General features: G+C 40.1%; 16 protein-coding genes, 1 rRNA gene and 2 pseudogenes. 13 read left to right on the forward strand and 6 right to left on the reverse strand.

The genetic code is table 11. The features are described from left to right. Window positions 1-68: 68 nt before the first annotated feature. The 3 genes and pseudogenes from AOR04_RS22100 to AOR04_RS01465 form a co-directional block, all read right to left on the reverse strand. A pseudogene (locus AOR04_RS22100) lies at window positions 69-205 on the reverse strand (IS3 family transposase); the annotation flags it as partial. A gap of 335 nt (window positions 206-540) precedes the next feature. Beyond that, complete coding sequence (locus AOR04_RS01460; protein WP_096792314.1) at window positions 541-774, reverse strand: hypothetical protein; 234 nt, start codon at window positions 772-774, stop codon at window positions 541-543. Window positions 775-1054: 280 nt separating this feature from the next. Then, window positions 1055-2563 (reverse strand): hypothetical protein, encoded by a 1509-nt coding sequence (locus AOR04_RS01465; protein WP_096792315.1) that lies wholly within the window; start codon window positions 2561-2563, stop codon window positions 1055-1057. A gap of 711 nt (window positions 2564-3274) precedes the next feature. On the opposite strand from AOR04_RS01465, the gene AOR04_RS01470 reads away from it, so the two are divergent. The 3 genes from AOR04_RS01470 (at window position 3275) to AOR04_RS01485 (ending at window position 8841) form a co-directional block, all read left to right on the forward strand. Then, entirely contained in the window at window positions 3275-5266 is a 1992-nt protein-coding gene (locus AOR04_RS01470; protein ID WP_096792316.1) for an ATP-dependent nuclease, read from the forward strand. A 2-nt stretch (window positions 5267-5268) separates the two neighbouring features. After that, window positions 5269-7023, forward strand: a complete 1755-nt coding sequence (locus AOR04_RS01475) for a UvrD-helicase domain-containing protein (protein WP_096792317.1) — start codon at window positions 5269-5271, stop codon at window positions 7021-7023. Window positions 7024-7974: 951 nt separating this feature from the next. Beyond that, entirely contained in the window at window positions 7975-8841 is an 867-nt protein-coding gene (locus tag AOR04_RS01485; RefSeq protein WP_096792318.1) for a phage integrase N-terminal domain-containing protein, read from the forward strand. A 69-nt stretch (window positions 8842-8910) separates the two neighbouring features. Here the strand turns inward: AOR04_RS01485 and AOR04_RS01490 are convergent, their stop codons facing one another. Further along, window positions 8911-9060 (reverse strand): hypothetical protein, encoded by a 150-nt coding sequence (locus AOR04_RS01490; RefSeq protein ID WP_096792319.1) that lies wholly within the window; start codon window positions 9058-9060, stop codon window positions 8911-8913. Window positions 9061-9346: 286 nt separating this feature from the next. Between AOR04_RS01490 and AOR04_RS01495 the strand changes: the two genes are divergently transcribed. From AOR04_RS01495 to AOR04_RS01530, 6 genes and pseudogenes are all read left to right on the forward strand, one after another. Further along, window positions 9347-9547 carry a hypothetical protein gene (locus AOR04_RS01495; protein WP_006793966.1) on the forward strand — a complete coding sequence of 67 codons (201 nt, stop codon included), beginning with the start codon at window positions 9347-9349 and terminating at the stop codon, window positions 9545-9547. 28 nt (window positions 9548-9575) lie between these two features. After that, on the forward strand, window positions 9576-9938 hold the full coding sequence (locus AOR04_RS01500; protein ID WP_232525495.1) for a hypothetical protein: 363 nt from the start codon (window positions 9576-9578) through the stop codon (window positions 9936-9938). A gap of 477 nt (window positions 9939-10415) precedes the next feature. Then, window positions 10416-11294 (forward strand): annotated as a pseudogene (locus AOR04_RS01505) (DUF927 domain-containing protein). Continuing rightward, entirely contained in the window at window positions 11288-12130 is an 843-nt protein-coding gene (locus AOR04_RS01515; RefSeq protein WP_096792323.1) for a hypothetical protein, read from the forward strand. Before AOR04_RS01505 ends, AOR04_RS01515 begins: the two are co-directional and overlap by 7 nt. Window positions 12131-12382: 252 nt before the next feature. After that, the gene (locus AOR04_RS01525) at window positions 12383-12607 is read left to right on the forward strand and encodes a helix-turn-helix transcriptional regulator (RefSeq protein ID WP_096792325.1); all 225 of its coding nucleotides are present in this window, start codon (window positions 12383-12385) and stop codon (window positions 12605-12607) included. A 63-nt stretch (window positions 12608-12670) separates the two neighbouring features. Continuing rightward, on the forward strand, window positions 12671-13570 hold the full coding sequence (locus tag AOR04_RS01530) for a hypothetical protein (protein WP_096792326.1): 900 nt from the start codon (window positions 12671-12673) through the stop codon (window positions 13568-13570). A gap of 56 nt (window positions 13571-13626) precedes the next feature. Here the strand turns inward: AOR04_RS01530 and AOR04_RS01535 are convergent, their stop codons facing one another. Further along, window positions 13627-14838 (reverse strand): tyrosine-type recombinase/integrase, encoded by a 1212-nt coding sequence (locus AOR04_RS01535; protein ID WP_096792327.1) that lies wholly within the window; start codon window positions 14836-14838, stop codon window positions 13627-13629. 174 nt (window positions 14839-15012) lie between these two features. Continuing rightward, window positions 15013-15873 (reverse strand): YicC/YloC family endoribonuclease, encoded by an 861-nt coding sequence (locus tag AOR04_RS01540; protein WP_007378838.1) that lies wholly within the window; start codon window positions 15871-15873, stop codon window positions 15013-15015. Between the two features lie 179 nt (window positions 15874-16052). On the opposite strand from AOR04_RS01540, the gene rph reads away from it, so the two are divergent. The 4 genes from rph to AOR04_RS01560 all read left to right on the forward strand — a co-directional run bounded on the left by rph (window position 16053) and on the right by AOR04_RS01560 (window position 19963). Beyond that, entirely contained in the window at window positions 16053-16766 is a 714-nt protein-coding gene (rph, locus tag AOR04_RS01545) for a ribonuclease PH (protein ID WP_002958890.1), read from the forward strand. Between the two features lie 18 nt (window positions 16767-16784). Then, the gene (gene pyrE, locus AOR04_RS01550) at window positions 16785-17429 is read left to right on the forward strand and encodes an orotate phosphoribosyltransferase (RefSeq protein WP_096792328.1); all 645 of its coding nucleotides are present in this window, start codon (window positions 16785-16787) and stop codon (window positions 17427-17429) included. 56 nt (window positions 17430-17485) lie between these two features. Continuing rightward, entirely contained in the window at window positions 17486-17866 is a 381-nt protein-coding gene (locus tag AOR04_RS01555; protein ID WP_008139662.1) for a diacylglycerol kinase, read from the forward strand. 561 nt (window positions 17867-18427) lie between these two features. After that, window positions 18428-19963: ribosomal RNA gene (locus AOR04_RS01560) — 16S ribosomal RNA — on the forward strand. Window positions 19964-20034 lie beyond the last annotated feature (71 nt).

The raw sequence follows: 20034 nt of genomic DNA on the forward strand, positions 1-20034 counted from the left end.
AGCTTAGCCAGTCGTGTTAAACCATGCTACATAAGGTACCTGAATGAATAATTAGTATATTCGGGTTAATTGTCACACCTGATAAATGTAGGCTTTCCGCGCCATTCTATAATTTGATTAAGTGACCAATAACACGCTCGGCTGGGAGTGGTAATTCAGCACCTTTTGTGAGTCCTTCGTGATTATAATCATCAGTCATACTGAATAAACGATAGCTTCTATTATTTTTCAGGGATTATTACCTTTTACTAGTTAGCCGTTTGAATGGATACGGTAATTTAATAAATAAAGAAAACAAAAAACCTAGCAAATGCTAGGTTTTATAGGGCGTTGAGAACGTATACTCAGAAGTATTACTCAATATTTTGGATCTGTTTATCGTTTTAAATTTCGCAAATCCACCTATATCAAGGCCTGTAAGGTGTTTTTTGCTCGTTTCAACCCCAGTGTACTCACCATAAAGAAATCGAAAAAATTTATGAAAAAATTAAAAAAAATACTCAATTTCTAACTGGGAAAGTTGGGATATGGGAAACATAGCTAACTATCTCCATCAGTAAAAACACAAAATGGTGAGTGCAAAGAGACATTCACAGACAACAAACAATCATCACGAGTGATCCAAAATTGTAACTTACTGCCTGCTTTAACCAGGTAATATTTATCGGTAGCCCGAACGTGTTTAAGAGTGGTACGTTCAATCGGCTTTGCCGACCTTGCTATATCAGCAAATTCTACTTTTTTAGCCCTGTTTATAAAGTCCATAGATTTCATATAAGCCCCTTTCGCTATGAGGTTGGTAAGTTTTAGGCGCTTGCCGCCTAAGGGCGCGCCATACCTCATGGCCAACACAGACTACGAAGAGAAAAGCCAGTCAAGCTAGAAATCGCCCGAAGGGTTGCGCAGCAAGGGGGCCCCGCTTGCGGGGTTCCGATTTATGGCTTTACAGGATTTGAACTAAGTGGTTTAGGGCTTTAGACTCAACTCCATCGGTTGAACGTTCCTATCAAAGCTCTTCTTCCTTAGCATCACCAATAGAGCTGTGTAGCTTATCTTAGCGTTCTATTTGGGTCAGTGGGTGGCTAGTAAAGTGTTCGCTGAATGTTTTTATTAATTCTTTGTTGTTGGTATCTTTGATCGTCTGAGATACAGTTTTAGTATCTTTATAATCTATAGTGTATTTAGTAGTGTTGCTTTTCGCATTTGTAAGTCTGACTTTAGCATCATTGTCAAAGTAGCCTGTTGTCCAAAACTCAAACCTAAGATTCTTATCTTTCCAGTCTGGGTGAGCTAATGCGAATTTTCTGAAAACTGGAATCTGTTCTGTTAGCCAGTATTCAATAGCGTCTAATGACACTTTATTAGATAGGCTATATCCCTTACCTTCGATGAAAAGAACGTCGCTGTTACTGACACATATAACATCAGCCTCTTTTGAACGGCCTTGAGTTTGGCATAACCTGTTCAATTGAATGCTGGAACCAAATTTACTGCGCATTGCTTCAGCTATTACAAACTCAAAGAATGCTCCTCGGAGCCTATTTGCAGCCCCCTCAATTTTTCCTAATGAATTGAAGAGAGCATCTAATTTTTCAGGTTCGATAACCTGCACTGCGGCACGTGATAAAAGGCTAATAAGCTCTGCGAGCCCCTTGCCTATATCATTGTCAAAAATTGCTGAAGTGGTAGCTGGAGAGATACCTAGTGATTTCAACTTTTTGAAAGCGTCTTCATGAAATGTATTAGCGATGAAGAAACATAGTTGGCTGCCTACTTTGGGTAAGCTACGAAGGGCGCTTAGTTTTTGAAGGTAAGGTTGTATAGCTCTCATTGAAACTTCTGAGTTGAGAAGAATATCGCAAACAACAAAACCGGGATTAGGCTTTGATTCATTTTTGCTGAAGCTGACAAGTGGTGATAGGTATGATGGACCGGCTAAATCCCACGCTGTTGTGCTTACTTTAGGGTTTTTTTCAGGGCCGCGAGAGCTTACCTGGTTGTAAGATATAAATCCCAGTTTTCGCATCCAACTCTTTAGGCCGCGCAAGATAAGTTCTTCTGCAAATATACGAGCTTTCATAGCTGGAATTATGGACTCAATAAGATTTGTATAAAGTCCTAAGTAGACACAGTGCCCAATACCTTCAACATATATCTCTTTTATCAAGTTTGTATCAATTAACCTCTGTAACACTAGGCTAGCAGATAAATGTTTCTTTTGTCGTACTGGAGAACCGCAAGCAATTTCAAAATGCTGTTTAGGCATTATCCCTTCTCGTACATGAAGCGCCATAATGGCGTATCCATATGCTGAGTTGGTTGCCAAAAGAGCTTCTTCAAGACGTCCCCAATAATGGCCAGTTCCAGCTTGCTCTTTAAGAAATAAGAATTTAGCTCGTCGTGGAAAATTAAGCTCGAGACGAAAAATGTTTTTTCCACTACGAGACACGCGCTGACGAGCTGCAGCTGGACTGAGCTGGTATTTTTTCGCTAGATGTTCTGAAATTTCAGAGCTTAAGCTAGGGCCATTTTTCTTCAAGTATTGCTCAACAATATTTGACATGTCACACTGCGCTATATATACAAGATGAATATGCTATAGCAGAGGCGAGACAGCTAAGGTAGGGAGCCCTTTATATTCAAGGTGTTTGAAGGTGACTTTCTATTTTATGTCTTTAATTTGTCACAGTGGTTTTTTAGGTGTTGAAATCGAGCTTCAATATTATCGTTCAGCATAACTATAATGGTACGATCAAGCATTGGAAAAAGCGTCAAGGACGATCTAAAGGTTGTAATTTATTTCTCGCTTTAACCTGGCAACAGTGGATCGTTGGCTAGAGCCGATTTAATAGTTATACGTTCAATTGATTTTACCGACCTCACTATATTAGCGATTCCCTCTTTTTTGTGTTGATCCATGCAGTCCATATATTTCATAGAAGCCTCTTTCGCTATGAGGCTGGCTATTTTTAGTCACTTGCCGCCAAAAGGCATGCCACACCTGGACTTTCCAGCTTTCACTAGACAGTTTTTAATTCTGAATAGTATGCTTCTTCAAACTTGGCAGGTGAAACACCGCCGGTATTTGAATAGTGCTTTTTTAATTCCAAGTAATATTCTTATCTAACGACAATATAGCGCATTTCCAACAAATTAAACTTAAAGTAAGAATGAACTCATATTCTGCTTAAAGCTACTTGGATTTCAAGTTAATAGTTTTGTGCTTGATTAAGAGGCTTAATAGTGTAATTTTGGATAAAAATAATGAGATGAAATTAAAAAGCGCCAAAATTATCGTTTACTAAAGAACGTCAACCTCACCTTCGATAGTCGAACGACGTTGATTGTGGGGAGGAATAATGCAGGAAAAACATCTCTAGCAGAAATTTTCAGGAGTTTTTTGTCTCAAAGTGGGCCTAAAATCAAATATGAAGATTTTAATCAATCATGCCTCTGTGAGTTTGAAAAGGCATTAAACGCTTTTCAACAAAAGAAGTCTGAGCAAGACATCCGCCAACTTATGCCGTCTATCCTGTTGGAATTGGCTTTTGATTACCAAGAAGATGCTGATGATTATGGAATTTTAGGCGATTTCATTATTGATCTGGACGATAAGCTCTTTGAAGCGAATGTCCAAGCTTGCTACCAGTTAAAGAACGGTAAAATTAAAGACTTCTTTAGCGTATTAGATTGCACCGATAAGGAAAAAAGGAAAAAGTACTTTACGGACTTAAAAGCCGCTATAAATTTGCATTATGAAGTTGTCATATATGCGGTTGAACCTACGAACCCAAATAACAAGGTTAGAGTTGAGTTCTCGAAGTTTAAAAAGCTCTTATTGCAAGGGCTGATTAACGCTCAAAGGGGTTTAGATGATGAGACCCATACCGAAAGGGATGTTCTGGGAAAATCATTAGGTAAGATTTTTAACAGCGCAAGCAGTACTGGTGCCCCAGATGCCTTTAAAGCTAAATCTGACGAGGTAAATAAGGTTGTAGAGGAACTACAAGAAAAAGTTGATACTGATTTTCAAGATAAGGTTAAAGATTTATTACCTACACTAAATATTTTTGGCTATCCAGGTCTGCAAGATCCCAATTTGAGTGCAGCTACAGAGCTTAATGTTAAATCTTTGCTGGAAAGTAATACTCGTGTATTTTATGAGGGTGAAGATCATTTTACTTTACCTGAAACATACAACGGTTTAGGGGTTAGAAACCTAATTTTTATCCTTTTTAGAATTTATGAATATTTTCGAGATTTCCAATCTCAATCGACACCACCAAAGGGACATCTGATCTTTATTGAGGAACCAGAAGCTCACCTTCATCCGCAAATGCAGGAAGTATTTATTAGGCAGCTGGATGAAATTGTTAGTGAGTTTCAAAAGCAATTAAATAATGGAAATATCTGGCCAGTACAATTTGTTGTTAGCACGCATTCATCTCATATAGCCAATGAAGCGGATTTTAGTAAAGTTCGTTACTTTCTATCAAAGCATGGCCAAGAAACTAAAGTAAAGGATCTAGGTGAAGCTTTTCAAGGAGAGGAAGTAAAAGCAGATAAGGAGTTTTTGCACAAGTATTTAACTTTAACTAAGAGTGATCTGTATTTCGCTGATCGAGCAATATTAATTGAAGGAGCTACTGAGAGAATATTGCTTCCCGAAATGATTCGAAAAACAGACGATGTAGAGCAAACTAAGTTAAGGCGAAAATACATGTCTGTGGTTGAAGTCGGCGGAGCCTATGCTCATCACTTCTATAAGTTTATTGATTTTCTCGAGTTAAAGACATTAGTTATTACTGATTTAGATTCGGTGAAAGCCTCCCAAGGAGAGCAAAGGGTAAGTTACCCTGCCTCTATAGTAAGTAACGGGACTCACTCCAGTAATTCTGGGTTATCAAACTGGTTTGGCAAAGGAGGTTATGCTGATTTAAATGAGCTCATGGAAAAAGGGTCTGATGATAAAGTTTCTGGGTGCCGTGGGCTGGCTTACCAAGTCTCAGAGGATGAAGGGGGGGTTTGTGGCCGAAGCTTTGAAGATGCCTTCATTTTAGCTAATATCGCTTTATTTGAATTGGACAAACTCGAAGGTTTAGAGTTAGAAAACGCAGTATTCAATCGAGCTAAAGAAGAAAGCAAAGACAGCAAGGCTAACTTTGCAATTAAGTATGCTATTGAACTGTCCGATTGGTCAGTTCCCAAATATATTAAAGATGGACTCGTATGGCTTGACGCAGATTACATAGCAGAGGGAGCGTAACTATGAACCAGATGAGCCCCGCAGAAACAGCATCAGAAGAAACTCTTGCCAAACTTAGATCTTGTATCAATAACAATAGGTGCTTTCGATTGGAAGCAGGTGCGGGAGCCGGTAAAACATACTCTCTCATCGAGTCAATAAAGTATTTGATAAACAAAAAATCCAGTGAATATCTGTTAAATGAACAACAGATCGCATGCATAACATATACAAATGTAGCAAAAGGTGAGATTAAAGATAGAACAGATAATCACCCGGTTATATTTGCAGACACTATTCATGCTTTTAGTTGGAGTATATTGCAGCATTATCAGGTTAAGTTAAGAGAATTAATACCTGAACTAGGAGAGAAGTGGGTTAAGAGAGTTGAAGAGGCTGGAGGCATCATTAATCAAGAAGTTAGGTATGACCTTGGTTTTGCAAACATTAATGATAACTCGATTACACTTCATCATGATGACGTCATAGCTTTAATGGGAAAGCTGTTAGCTTACCCTAAATTTCAAAAACTACTCAAGAACAGGTTTCCAGTTATTTTTATCGATGAATATCAAGATACCGATGCGCAGCTGGCTCAAAGTATTGTTAATAACCTAATAGATAATAAATCAGGAATTATCATTGGTTTGTTTGGCGATCATTGGCAAAAAATTTATGGCTCGTCTGCTTGTGGTTTGATTGAGAGTAATGCCAATTTGCTTGAAGAAATTGGTAAGAAAGCTAACTTTCGTTCAGATAAGAACATTGTAGATTGTTTAAATCGGATGAGGCCGGAATTACCTCAGGCGGAATCAAACCCTCTCTCTGCTGGTGTCATAAAAGTTTATCATTCAAATGAATGGCAGGGAACCAGGCGTACTGGTGGCCACTGGAAAGGTGACTTGCCAGAAGTAGATGTTAAGGAGTATATAGAGAAAGTTAAACTGCTGCTTGAGGAAGATGGTTGGGATATGAGACCTGAGAAAACTAAAATTCTCTTCTTAACCAACAATCTTATTGCTAGTGAGCAACAATTTAAAAATCTAGCTAGTTGTTTTACGTACACGGATGATTATCTTAAAAAAGCTGATAAATACATTAAATATTTTTTAGATATTGTAGAGCCTGTTTCTTTTGCATTTGAGCAGCGTAATTATGGTGAGTTGTTTCAGATAGTGAATCAAGGTCATCTACGGCTTGCTAGTCAAACAGATAAAAAAGTTTGGGCAACAAACCTAGAAAAGCTAATTAAAGTAAGAGACACCGGCACTATTGGCGAGCTTATGGAGTTACTAAGAGAAACGAAGACTCCTCGTCTGCCAATGAAAGTATATGAATCTGAGAAAAGATATGACGAAATTCAAGACCGAGAAAAATCAAATGATTTGTCGGATGAAGATAAGCGTTTTTATAATAAGCTACATAAAATCAAAGAGGTAAGTTATAAAGAGGTAAAAAATTTAGGCGAGTACATTGATGAGAAAACACCTTTTTCAACTAAGCACGGTGTAAAAGGGGCGCAATTTGACAACGTGTTGGTAGTCTTAGGTCGTGGGTGGAACCATTACAATTGGAATCAAATGCTTGAATGGATGAACCAAGCACCTCCTCAAGACAAGGTAAATACCTATGAACGCAATCGAAACTTGTTTTATGTTAGTTGCTCAAGAGCTAAACATAACTTAACGCTGCTATTCACTCAAGAATTGTCAGACGATGCACTTGCTCAAATTGAATATGTTGCTGGAGCCGATAATTTAATTGGCAATCCATTTTAGTCAGTTATATTCCTTTAGAGATCAGGAGTGTTAAAAGAGCAACAACCGCCGCTTCGGTTAATATTGCTCTGGCTTTATTAGCTTCTTTTGTCGTTGTCACGATGTATTATGAAGTTAATAAATTGCAGGCGAAAAAAGCAGCTGCACACCTTTGTCGCCTTGACAGTGTCTAAGGCCGCGTATCTATTCAGATACGACTATCCTTTGAGATGGTAGATGCTAAAAACCCTAAAAGCATCTACTATGATTGTTCACCTCTTGGGCAACGCCCGGTTGTACCATTAGCCATACGGCCACCTAGGTAGAGGTCGTCTGTAGAGAAGACGGGTCTGGTGTGCAGCCACTGATTTGAACTATAACTTACCTTCCTACATTGTGCGTCAGAAAAACACCCCTAAGTTTTCCCCGGTTTTTTTAAGGCGGATTGGCGACGAGTCGTCCCTACTCGAAAGAGGTAGGGACGACTCGCAGAGTCGCCCGTCGAGGCCACTGCTCATGATGCCTCGACACCCAATCCGCCTTGAAAAATTACAGGGCCAGAAGAGGGATGGAGATTTGAGCGTGTCAAAAAAGATGTTGCAATCTCTGATCACTGTGATAATTTTATTTATGAACTAGCTCTAAATGGGCACCAAGAAAAAGGGCGTATCCACTGCCCGCAACACGTTCCTGAGGAGCTGCATTCGCAGCATTATGGGTCACACGACCACCCCCTATAAACAACACAAATATAAACCACAGTAGTTCGCGCTGTATTTCAACAGAAATCACACGGCTCAGCTTTGTTGCTTTAGACCAGTTAGCCTTTATGTCTTATGACAATATGCTCGGTTACGCACCGTTCATATGGCTTTAAAACTTACCTATTTTGGCGTTTCGCCCCCTGGTCTTCGGTTTGGTGTTTTTCTCAATACTTTCAAAATTACTTTTTAAATTTATGAGGAACATGAAATGAGCCAATTAGGATATCGACTTCACCAAATGGTGAACGACACACACCGCGAAAGCAGCTTTAGCACCCGAGCTACACGAAGCAACGTTTTAAACCTTGCAGCAGCACAGCTACTTAGCCATGGTTATAGATTAAGAGATCCATCAGGCCTTAAAACCAAACATATCAACCACCTTGTAACGCGTTGGCAAGATGAAGGTTTAGCTCCCAAAACGATTAAAAACAGAATGGCCGCACTGCGTTGGATTGCCGAAAAAATAGGTAAACCTAATATCTGTTCTCGTAGCAATGATGATTACGGCATTCCAAGGGTTTGCAACAACCCCATTGGCAAGTCAAAAACGTTAGACATGGATAAGCATGCCAAGATCAAAAGTGACCTAATCAAGTTTTCACTGCGTTTGCAGCAAGAGTTTGGGCTTAGAAAAGAGGAATGTATGAAATTCAGCTTATCTTATGCTTTGATAGATGCGAACACTCTGCAAATAAAAGGCTCATGGGCTAAGGGTGGCAAATACCGCACGATTCCGATTTTAAAAGAGTCTCAACGACAGCTCATTCGTGATATTGCTGCCGTTACCAAAGGCGCACTTATCGAACCTGACAAGAACTATAAGTCACAAATGGGAGAGTATGACCGCGAAACAATCCGAGTTGGATTAAATAAAAATCACGGATTACGTCACCATTACGCAAGGGAGCGTTATTTAGAGCTTACAGGTTGGAAATGCCCTGCCGATGGAGGCCCACATAGAAGAGAGCTGTCGCCCACTGATTATGAGCATGATACCAAAGTCCGTGAGCAAATTAGCCAAGAGTTAGGTCATGAACGTTTGAAGATAACCTATGCTTACTTGGGCAGTTAAAATTAGGCATGCCTAATTTTGAATGGGCGAATACAATAGCATCGCCCTAGTTTATTGATCTACTAACCCTCAGTTTTTACATCCGTTTTTATCGCAGTTGATTTTAGAGTGGGATTCTACCCAGTGGGTAGCTTCCTTTTTAGTATCAAAACCACATCCTGTTGTTCCACCTTTGCTTCCTTTATGAACAATTCCAGTTGGCACATGTTTAACAGCCATAATTCTACTCCATCAGATTGATTTAAAAATTAACGCTTATAAGTTAAGCATTAATAGGATGGCAATAATCGAGCAAAAAGCTAGTTATTTGTTCTTATTTTTTGAAAAAAGTAAAAGTATATATTTTGAATAATTTACTATAACCACATGAAAATTATTATTTTTAATGCTTCAAATTTTAACATGTAAGACATCTTCCATATTGATTTAAAAGGATTTATTAGCTTAACTAAAAGTAAGCTCAATTATCGTTCGAATTAGGCATGCCTAATTTTAGGAGTCTCGTATGTGGAAAAAAGCGTTAAAAGTAACAGGGTTGGTAGCACTAGGTGTTGTTGATGTTTTGTTATCAGTTTCTGAAGAGAATGACCAGCTAGATGAATTGGATGATGGTATGGGTAACATTATTGCTGATGGTGAAGAGATGACTCGCGCAGAAGCTGAAGACGTTAAAGCTCGTGGCGAACTCTACGATACTTATCTGTAAATTAGGCATGCCTAATTTGAAAGGGGAAATGATGACAAATAAAGAGCTTTGGCCATTTAAGCCTGTATATGATGAGCTGAAGATTCGCTTAGCTGGTATTGAGGACGAGTGTGAACCATTAGGTTTAGAGCTTAATCTTCGCAATGAAACGGAAGAAGAAATGTTCATTGCTTTAACCACACAAAAAGCATTTGCATTTGATGTTATGAATGAGCATGACGATATTTGGGATATTCGACTGGAACCCTTTTCAACGTTCAAAAGGCGTAGTGCTCAGATTTTCTTTCCTTTCACAGGCCTTAACCCAGCTAAACGGTTGAAAATTAGTAACTGGATTTTAGAGCTTTGTAATTGGGAAGGTAATATCTATTTAGGTAATACAAGGCATTAAGGTGCACTTATGACTGATTATGAATGGTTTCAAATGTGGGTATTAATGGTGTTGGCTATTCGCGCGACTCGCCACTACGACAAATTGAAGCATGATTTATTTGAAGCAATTAAAGATGGGAAAATATAGATATGGCTCCTTTACTAACAGGATGTGGTTTAATTCTAGCTATGGTGACATTTTTTGCTGTACTATTTCATTTTAATCGCGACGACCTCAATAAATTCGACTGATATCCAATCTTTTAACCCACGAAATTAGGCATGCCTAATTCTTGGTGCCCAAAAGAGTTTTTTTCTCCTACTTTACGTAAAAATGGAATACCTGAAACAGGTAAAATTCAACGCTTTTTTTAAGCTTAGAAAAACCCCTAGAAAGTAAGGGGGGTTTTTCCGATCCAACCAGTCTCAAACCGTGTCAACCTAACCCTCAATGATTCAAGCAATACAAATGCGTTGATTTTGAGAGGTGAAATTCATGCTAAAGACAAAACCCGATGGTATTTACTCATACACTAGCAGTGGTGAAGAGAAAAAAATATCTGGGCCAATAGAAGTGAAAGCTATTGTCTCTTCCCATGATAAGCGAGATGACTTCGGCCGCCTTTTAGAGTGGAAAAACTACTTTGGCTTACCAATTCGAGAAGTACTGCCAATGGGAGAAGTTGATGACAATTTTGCAAAAAAATTTAAAAAGAGGCTGCTTAGGTCTGGTTTTCAAATCACGCCAGGAAAAAACTCGTGGGAATCTCTTTTAGCCTACCTAATTGAAACTCCATGTAATCTGCATGCTTACAGCGCAAGGCAAAGTGGTTGGGTTGATAGGCAATTTGTGACACCGGATTGGAGTATAGGCCAATACGATACTCCAGCAGTTTATGTTGGTGAATTTGCAGGTGACAGCTTAGTTGAATCCGGCTCATTGTTGGATTGGCAACAAAATATAGGAAAGTATTGCCGAGGCAATCCAATCATGATTCTTGCTGTATGTACTGCACTTGCGGCCCCTATTATTGGATGGACTGATTTAGAGAGCTTTGGTATACAAATCGTCGGAAGTTCAAAATCAGGCAAGGGTACGATGATTTGATCATGTATCTATTCAGATCAAACCTATTGGGAGACCTGGAGCTCTACTTCTAACGGTATTGAGTCTATCGCTCGTGCACGTAATAACATGCTACTTTGTCTCGATGAATTTAAGCAGTGCCCCGCACAAGAGATAGGTCAGTTAATTTACCACTTGTGTAATGGCGTATCAAAACTAAGAAGCCAGAAAGATGGCGCCCTAGATAAGCGTTATCGTTGGCGCACAATCTTTCTTAGTACCAGCTTACCCTTGAAGAGCTTTTGTTAGGTATTAATCAAAGTGTTAGTGCAGGGCAATCAGTCCGGTTAATAGAGGTTCCCGTATTTAGCAAATACGATGCTTTTGAAAATACTCATGGATTTACTTCGGCTAAAGAGTTTGCTGAGTACTTATCAGCTAGCATAGGTAAATACCATGGTACTTTCATTAAATCGTGGGTGGAAGCTCTCTCAAATTTTGATTGCCCAAACAATGAGGTTATTAAAGAGTACAAAGATATACGGGAGCAGTGGCCTTGGGCAAAAAACATAGAGAGCCAAGCTAATAACGTTTTAGATAAATTTGCGCTGCTAGCTGCCGCGGGGGAAATTGCTATTAATTTAGGGTTGTTGCCATGGCACTTGGGTGAAGCTAAAGATGCATTAGAACAAGTAGCAACAATTTGGTTAGATGACCGAAATAGCACCGAAAATTCAGAAAGTAAGAAAATTATTAAAAAGCTTATCAAGCTAATCAATAAGTGGCGGCATAGCCTGAGTCCTCGGGGAGAATCACATAATGGAAGCATTGGACTCTTCGAATCAGAGCCGGAACTGGCTTGGTACATTCCTCAGCAGTTATTCAAATCGGAAGTAATTGAGTCCGTTGCTCATGAATACAGTCAAACAGTCCATTACATGCTTCAAAAAGGTTGGGCGATTTCCAATGAGGGCACGCGACGCACATTTAAAATAGGAGGAGAGCGGTTTATTAAGCTTTTTCCCGATAAAATCTGTCGCGAATGCGGTGAAAGTGTAGATCTATCCCACTTTTATCCAAAAGATAACTCTTTGAATAGCAATACCAATCCCATTTTCCCAGCTTCCCAGAGCGAGAATTACTAATGCTTACTGACCAATTATTTGACGAAATAAAATGCGTTATTGAAAACCAGCTATGCAAAGTAGCGCTCAACAGCAAAGAGTTTCTTACATTTGATGAGTGTGTCCAGTATACAGCACTGAGCCCGAATTTCTTGCGGCAACAAGTACGAGACGGGTTGCCCAGCTACAAGCTTGGAGGACGGCGAACCTTTTTCAAGAGAACAGAAGTTGATGCTTGGGTACTTAAGAATCGCGTTGAACTGGGAGACGAACATGAATAACGAGCTATTTGAAAAACGAGCGGGAATTTTAAAACTTTATGGCGAAGAAGAGCGGTTGATAAGCGAGACTGAGCGTTGTCGCAGAACCGGCATTAGCCGCACTACTTGGTGGCGTATGCAAAAGGCGGGAGAAACCCCGCCTGCCTCCAGCGTTGGTAAGGGGAAAGCCCGTTGGTTGCTGTCTGATATCTTGCTTTGGATATGTCGAAATGAGTAGACACTTTAGTAACTTAACATCATGATATACAGTTATTATTCTTTTTTATGGTGAATAAACAACATGGTAATAAAAAAAATTTTGTACGGTCTTTTAGGCTTGTTTATGGTTTCTTTTGCGGTCGTTATGACAATCTTATTTCTTAACGATTACAGCTTAATTGTGCTCTCCGAAGATGTGGCTGAGTTTTTCAAAACTTTTCAAGTGGTGTTTACTTCAATAGCTATTTTGTTTGCACTCATTTATTGGGTTCTTGCGTTTATAAATGATGGTGTTACTGAGTATAGACTTCACGATATAGCTGGAGTCATTGGTAGCGCTATGTTTATGGCTGCGTTTTTAGGCATGATTTGGAGTGTAGATTTGTCATACCTTTTTATCTTAGGGGGGGTGTTTTGCTTATATTGTGTACTGATACCACTCGTTACAAGCTTTTCAGGGAAGTTTTCAAATGAAAAGTGGGAACCAGCACTAATTTGGGCTGTTATATTTTCAGTGTCAATATATGGGATGAGTACATTTTCAAATATTATAATTAATGAAATATTTGGAGTGGATGCTGTTTATTTTAGCCAGACAAAACCAATTGCAATGCTCCTTGCAGCTACACCGATAACTGCATTGATCTCTTTTTCGTGTCTCCTTTTTACAACTTTACCTTTTTTTACTAAAAGCAAAAAGTTTGACTTTTACACAGCAAATGGCTTTTTTGCCAGTTATGCGATATTAGTTCTTAGCTTGGCCTATGGAGGAAATATTGCTGGTGTTCTTGAAAAAACAGCTGTTATGGTGGATTTTAATAGTAATCATCCATGTAAAGTAGATGATGATATCAAAGGTGTTATATTTTTAGATCCAACATTACAAAATGTATTGGCCTACAACCCTAGTGCAGAGAAGAAATATATAGTTCAGCCTTGTATTGCTAACTATAGCCCCCTACCTGAAGAAACTGATCATTAGGTTTTGGGAAGATAGTATTTATGCTTGTTATATGAGTTAGGTTTGCCTCTTCATCACTAAAGAAGAGGCTGCAAAGTGACTGATACAGCTTGATGAATAACCCTTCTCTCATCAAAGAAATCATGCTTGTTATAAATTTCATCTAACTTACTGATTTGATGATTTAAGCAACGCTCTAAATGATCATCTTTAAACTTCAGCCCAGCCCCAATAGATCTGAAAGTGCGCCGCAGATCGTGAACTCTAAAATGCTCTAAGTCACCCATAAGGTTTGGTGGTTGAACCTTTTTACTACGATCTATACCGAACAGTGAATTTATTGCGCTGTTGATAGTATCTGAACCCATATACGGTTTACTGCTTTTGCGCCTAGCTGGAAATACATAACTTGAACCATGTGAACGAACTCTTAGTTCTTTAAGCCATTCTACAGCGAGTGATGGTAACGGAATTTTTATAGCTCTAAAGTTTTTCTTGGTACGCTCTTTTGGTAGATACCAAACCGCGTTATCTAAATCAAATTCATACCATGGAGCCTGAATTAATTCAGATTTACGTACACCTAAAACTACCAACAAACAACAGGCTAGGTAGTTGTCGCGAGTAAAAGATTCGGGGTATTTTCGGAATACGCTGAATGCTTGTTCCACCTCATTAATAGTTAATACTCGTTCTCGTGATGACTCATGTCCTCCAGCATCCTTATAGGTAAAAGCTGATGCAGGGTTGTTCAGTGTAATATTCAATTGTATGGCATGTTTAAAAAGGTTATTAAGTAGATCGAGAACATCATTTGACACTGTAGGTCGCCCACTATCGGTAATGATATTTAGGATATCTCGAATGTGGAACGCATTAACCTGCTCAACTTTAAGATGACCAATGAATTTGGCTACATTGTTGTTATATTTACTTTTCGGGATATCAGGCCTTTTTAATCGTTTGAGCAGCTTATTTTCATACATATCTTGAAATAGCTCGTTAAAAGTCATCCCGTTATGTTTAGTCAGAGAGTTCAATGATAGTGGATCAATGCCTTCTCTTAGCATTGCTCTGATTGTTTCAGCCTCACCCCGAGCTTCAGCCAGTGTCAGTTGCCCGAATTTACCCAGTGACTTTTCCCTCCTCTTTTCGTTAAAGGTATATCTTAGGGACCAATAAGATTCGCCACGCTTCGGAACGACGAAGGACAATCCATTGCCATCGGATGTTTTACTATGCTGTCCATTAGCAAGTATGTTGACTTGTTTAACTGTTAAATTTGGCATTTTTTCACCTCTTGTACTCACCAGTAGTTTGAGACTAGCAGTGAAAAATACTCACCACAATACTCACCAATTGGATGAAACAGAATGAAATAATACGGAACGATAAAAAACAAAACCCCGCTATAAAGCGAGGCTTTTCAATTCGTTATGAATATTTTTGAGCACTAGTCAGCTTTATTCAATATTCTGGATCTGCTCACGCATTTGTTCAATTAGTACTTTTAGCTCTACGGCTGCAGTAGTAATATCGCTATTAATAGACTTAGACGCTAGCGTGTTAGCTTCACGATTAAATTCTTGCATCATAAAATCTAAGCGGCGGCCACATGCACCTCCTTTTTTAAGGATTTTTTTAGTTTCTTTAACGTGAGACTTTAAGCGATCTAATTCTTCAGCCACATCTTGTTTTTGCGCAAGGTAAATTAGTTCTTGTTCAAGGCGTGATTCGTCAATGTTTGCTGTTAAGTCTTCTAGCTTTTGAGCCAGTTTTTCACGCTGCCACTTAGCAATCTCAGGCATATGCGTTTCTACAATTTCTACTTGCTCTAGAATTGCATCAAGGCGGATTGCTATCATTTCTTCAAGGTTTGCACCTTCATCGCCACGTGCTGATTTAAAATCTTCTATTACTTGATCAAGACCAACAATTAGCGCTGTATTAACGCTATCCATATCAAGTTCTTGTGCTTCCATAACGCCAGGCCAACGTAATATATCAACAGGGTTAATGTCGCCATTACTTTGTTGTTGAACCCATTTAGCACTATTTATAAGTTGCTCAGCCAGAGCTTGGTTAATTGATAGCTCCCCAACATGAGCAGGGTTTGCTACAAACTTTAAAAAAACCTCAACTTTACCGCGTTGTAAGTGTTTACGTAAGCGCTCACGAATAACCGGTTCCATGCCACGAAATTGCTCTGGTGCACGAATAAATGTTTCAAGGTAACGCTGGTTCACTGAACGAACTTCCCAAGTGCCAGTTCCCCAATCGCCTTTTATTTCGCGACGCGCATAAGCTGTCATACTGTGGATCATGGATATTTTCCTAAATTTATAAATACAATACTATGATGATTATACCGTAACACTGCTTAAGCTCTAGGGAAAATTTAATACACTGAATATTTTGCATACAGCTATTTATTTAAATCAGCATGGTATCTATACCCACATACACTTATAATGTCGCAAATTCTGAATTAAGGGGATCGTCAATGCGTCCAAGCGAAAGAACACCTAACCAAATTAGACCTGTTACATTTACACGTAATTATACTTTGCATGCTGAAGGCTCAGTACTTGTTGAGTTTGGTAACACCAAAGTACTTTGTACAGCTACTGTCGAATCGGGCGTTCCTCGTTTCATGAAAGGTCAGGGTAAAGGTTGGATCAATGCTGAATACGGTATGTTACCGCGAGCAACGCATACGCGTAATGCTCGTGAAGCTGCACGTGGTAAGCAGGGCGGCCGTACTATGGAAATTCAACGCTTAATTGCACGTGCACTTCGTGCGGCTGTTGACTTAAAAGCGCTTGGCGAAAACACAATTACCATTGACTGTGACGTTATTCAAGCTGACGGCGGTACACGTACTGCTTCTATAAGTGGTGCATGTGTTGCACTTGTTGATGCGTTAACGCATATGCGTGCAAAAGGTATGATTAATTCAAACCCACTTAAACATATGATTGCAGCTATTTCAGTTGGTATATATAAAGGCCAAGCAATTAGCGATTTAGAATACATTGAAGATTCAGCTGCTGAGACTGATATGAATGTAATTTTAACCGAAACAGGTAAAATTATAGAAATTCAAGGTACAGCCGAAGGCGAACCTTTCTCGTTTGATGAGCTAGATGAGTTACTTACTTTAGCTAAACATTCTATTCGTGAAATCATTGACGTACAAAAGCAAGCATTAGCATAAATAGGTAGGCCACTCGATATGAAAGATTATCAAAAAGAGTTTATAGAATTTGCTCTAGAGAAGCAGGTATTAAAATTTGGTGAGTTTACTTTAAAGTCAGGCCGTACAAGTCCGTACTTTTTTAATGCCGGTTTGTTTAATACAGGTCGTGACTTAGCACGCTTAGGTCGTTTTTATGCATCAGCATTAGAAGATTCAGCGATAGAGTATGATGTACTATTTGGTCCCGCGTATAAGGGTATCCCAATAGCGACAACGACAGCGGTTGCATTAGCAGATCACCATGATAAAGATGTACCTTACTGTTTTAATCGTAAAGAGAAAAAAGCACATGGTGAAGGCGGTACATTAGTAGGCTCAGAACTCAACGGCAAAATAATGCTGGTGGACGATGTAATAACCGCAGGTACTGCTATTCGTGAGTCAATGGAAATTATTGCACAAAATGGCGCAGATCTTAGCGGTGTATTAATAGCATTAGATCGCCAAGAGAAAGGTAAAGCCGAGTTATCTGCTATTCAAGAAGTTGAACGCGACTTTAATACCCAAGTGATCTCTATTGTAAAATTAGCTGATCTTATTAGTTACCTTGAAAACCAAGGAACGATGGATGAGCATTTAGCTTCAGTTAAAGCTTACCGTGATCAATACGGCGTAGCGTAAATAAAAAGCCTCGCAGTGCGGGGCTTTATTTTGACCTTCATTCATAGAGTTTATTAATGAAAGATGTATTAAAACCAAATGGCTTAGGCCTTAAGCGTGTTTTTAAAGCAAGTTATTGCTCCTACCTTGGCTTTAAAGCTGCATTTAAAGAAGAAGCAGCATTTAGACAAGAGCTACTCCTAAGCCTTATATTATTCCCTATCTCATTTTGGCTTGCCTCATCATTATTACATTGGGCAGTCCTAGTAAGCTCATTGCTTATTATACTAATAGTTGAATTACTAAATTCTGCCATCGAAGCATTAACTGATCGAGTAAGTACAGAATTACATGTATTGTCAGGCAGAGCCAAAGATATGGGATCTGCAGCCGTAACACTTTCATTAACGATCGTGTTGATCATTTGGGGTGTAAGCCTTTATATGAAAATCGCTTAAGCGCACTTTTAGACAATAAGAAAACTGAAAGTGCCTTTTTTTGTTAATGTTTTGCTAGTTATGTTGTGTTTTTAACCTGTTTAGCTCAAATAGTCAGCGAACAGCACATTATTTCAAGTTTTCTTCAAAAAAGGGTTGATCTGTTTTCGGATCTCCCTATAATGCGACCCCACTGAGACGGGAAACGCTGAAGCATAGCAAAGCACGAACTGCTCAGAGAGTTAAATAAAACTTCGGTTTTGAATCTTCTAAAAAGAAAGTTTAAAACTAAGTGTTGACTCGAAAAATAAAGGGTGTATTATTCGCATCCCTTGAGGCGCTAAAGCGACTCAAAACGTTCTTTAACAATATAAAGCAATCATCTGTGTGGGCACTCGTACAGATTGAGTTCTAACAGCCAAGCTACTTAGGTAGCGAGGCAAACAAATTAGAGTCTCAATTGAAAACTGAGTGACCAACAGAAGCAACTTATTTATAAGTTGCTTCGGCACAGTCAATTCAATATCGAAAGATATTAAAAAATTCAGAATTCATTGAGCTGTCGAAAGACATAAAACTTTTTAATTGAAGAGTTTGATCATGGCTCAGATTGAACGCTGGCGGCAGGCCTAACACATGCAAGTCGAGCGGTAACAGAGAGTAGCTTGCTACTTTGCTGACGAGCGGCGGACGGGTGAGTAATGCTTGGGAACATGCCTTGAGGTGGGGGACAACAGTTGGAAACGACTGCTAATACCGCATAATGTCTACGGACCAAAGGGGGCTTCGGCTCTCGCCTTTAGATTGGCCCAAGTGGGATTAGCTAGTTGGTGAGGTAATGGCTCACCAAGGCGACGATCCCTAGCTGGTTTGAGAGGATGATCAGCCACACTGGGACTGAGACACGGCCCAGACTCCTACGGGAGGCAGCAGTGGGGAATATTGCACAATGGGCGCAAGCCTGATGCAGCCATGCCGCGTGTGTGAAGAAGGCCTTCGGGTTGTAAAGCACTTTCAGTCAGGAGGAAAGGTTAACGGTTAATACCCGTTAGCTGTGACGTTACTGACAGAAGAAGCACCGGCTAACTCCGTGCCAGCAGCCGCGGTAATACGGAGGGTGCGAGCGTTAATCGGAATTACTGGGCGTAAAGCGTACGCAGGCGGTTTGTTAAGCGAGATGTGAAAGCCCCGGGCTCAACCTGGGAACTGCATTTCGAACTGGCAAACTAGAGTGTGATAGAGGGTGGTAGAATTTCAGGTGTAGCGGTGAAATGCGTAGAGATCTGAAGGAATACCGATGGCGAAGGCAGCCACCTGGGTCAACACTGACGCTCATGTACGAAAGCGTGGGGAGCAAACGGGATTAGATACCCCGGTAGTCCACGCCGTAAACGATGTCTACTAGAAGCTCGGAGCCTCGGTTCTGTTTTTCAAAGCTAACGCATTAAGTAGACCGCCTGGGGAGTACGGCCGCAAGGTTAAAACTCAAATGAATTGACGGGGGCCCGCACAAGCGGTGGAGCATGTGGTTTAATTCGATGCAACGCGAAGAACCTTACCTACACTTGACATACAGAGAACTTACCAGAGATGGTTTGGTGCCTTCGGGAACTCTGATACAGGTGCTGCATGGCTGTCGTCAGCTCGTGTTGTGAGATGTTGGGTTAAGTCCCGCAACGAGCGCAACCCCTATCCTTAGTTGCTAGCAGGTAATGCTGAGAACTCTAAGGAGACTGCCGGTGATAAACCGGAGGAAGGTGGGGACGACGTCAAGTCATCATGGCCCTTACGTGTAGGGCTACACACGTGCTACAATGGCGCATACAGAGTGCTGCGAACCTGCGAAGGTAAGCGAATCACTTAAAGTGCGTCGTAGTCCGGATTGGAGTCTGCAACTCGACTCCATGAAGTCGGAATCGCTAGTAATCGCGTATCAGAATGACGCGGTGAATACGTTCCCGGGCCTTGTACACACCGCCCGTCACACCATGGGAGTGGGTTGCTCCAGAAGTAGATAGTCTAACCCTCGGGAGGACGTTTACCACGGAGTGATTCATGACTGGGGTGAAGTCGTAACAAGGTAGCCCTAGGGGAACCTGGGGCTGGATCACCTCCTTATACGATTTAGAACTTATTTGTTCGTAGTGTCCACACAGATGATTGTTAATTAGTGCTTGTCCCTTTGGGAT

This window comes from Pseudoalteromonas sp. 1_2015MBL_MicDiv, from assembly GCF_002407505.1.
Taxonomy (GTDB): domain Bacteria; phylum Pseudomonadota; class Gammaproteobacteria; order Enterobacterales; family Alteromonadaceae; genus Pseudoalteromonas; species Pseudoalteromonas fuliginea.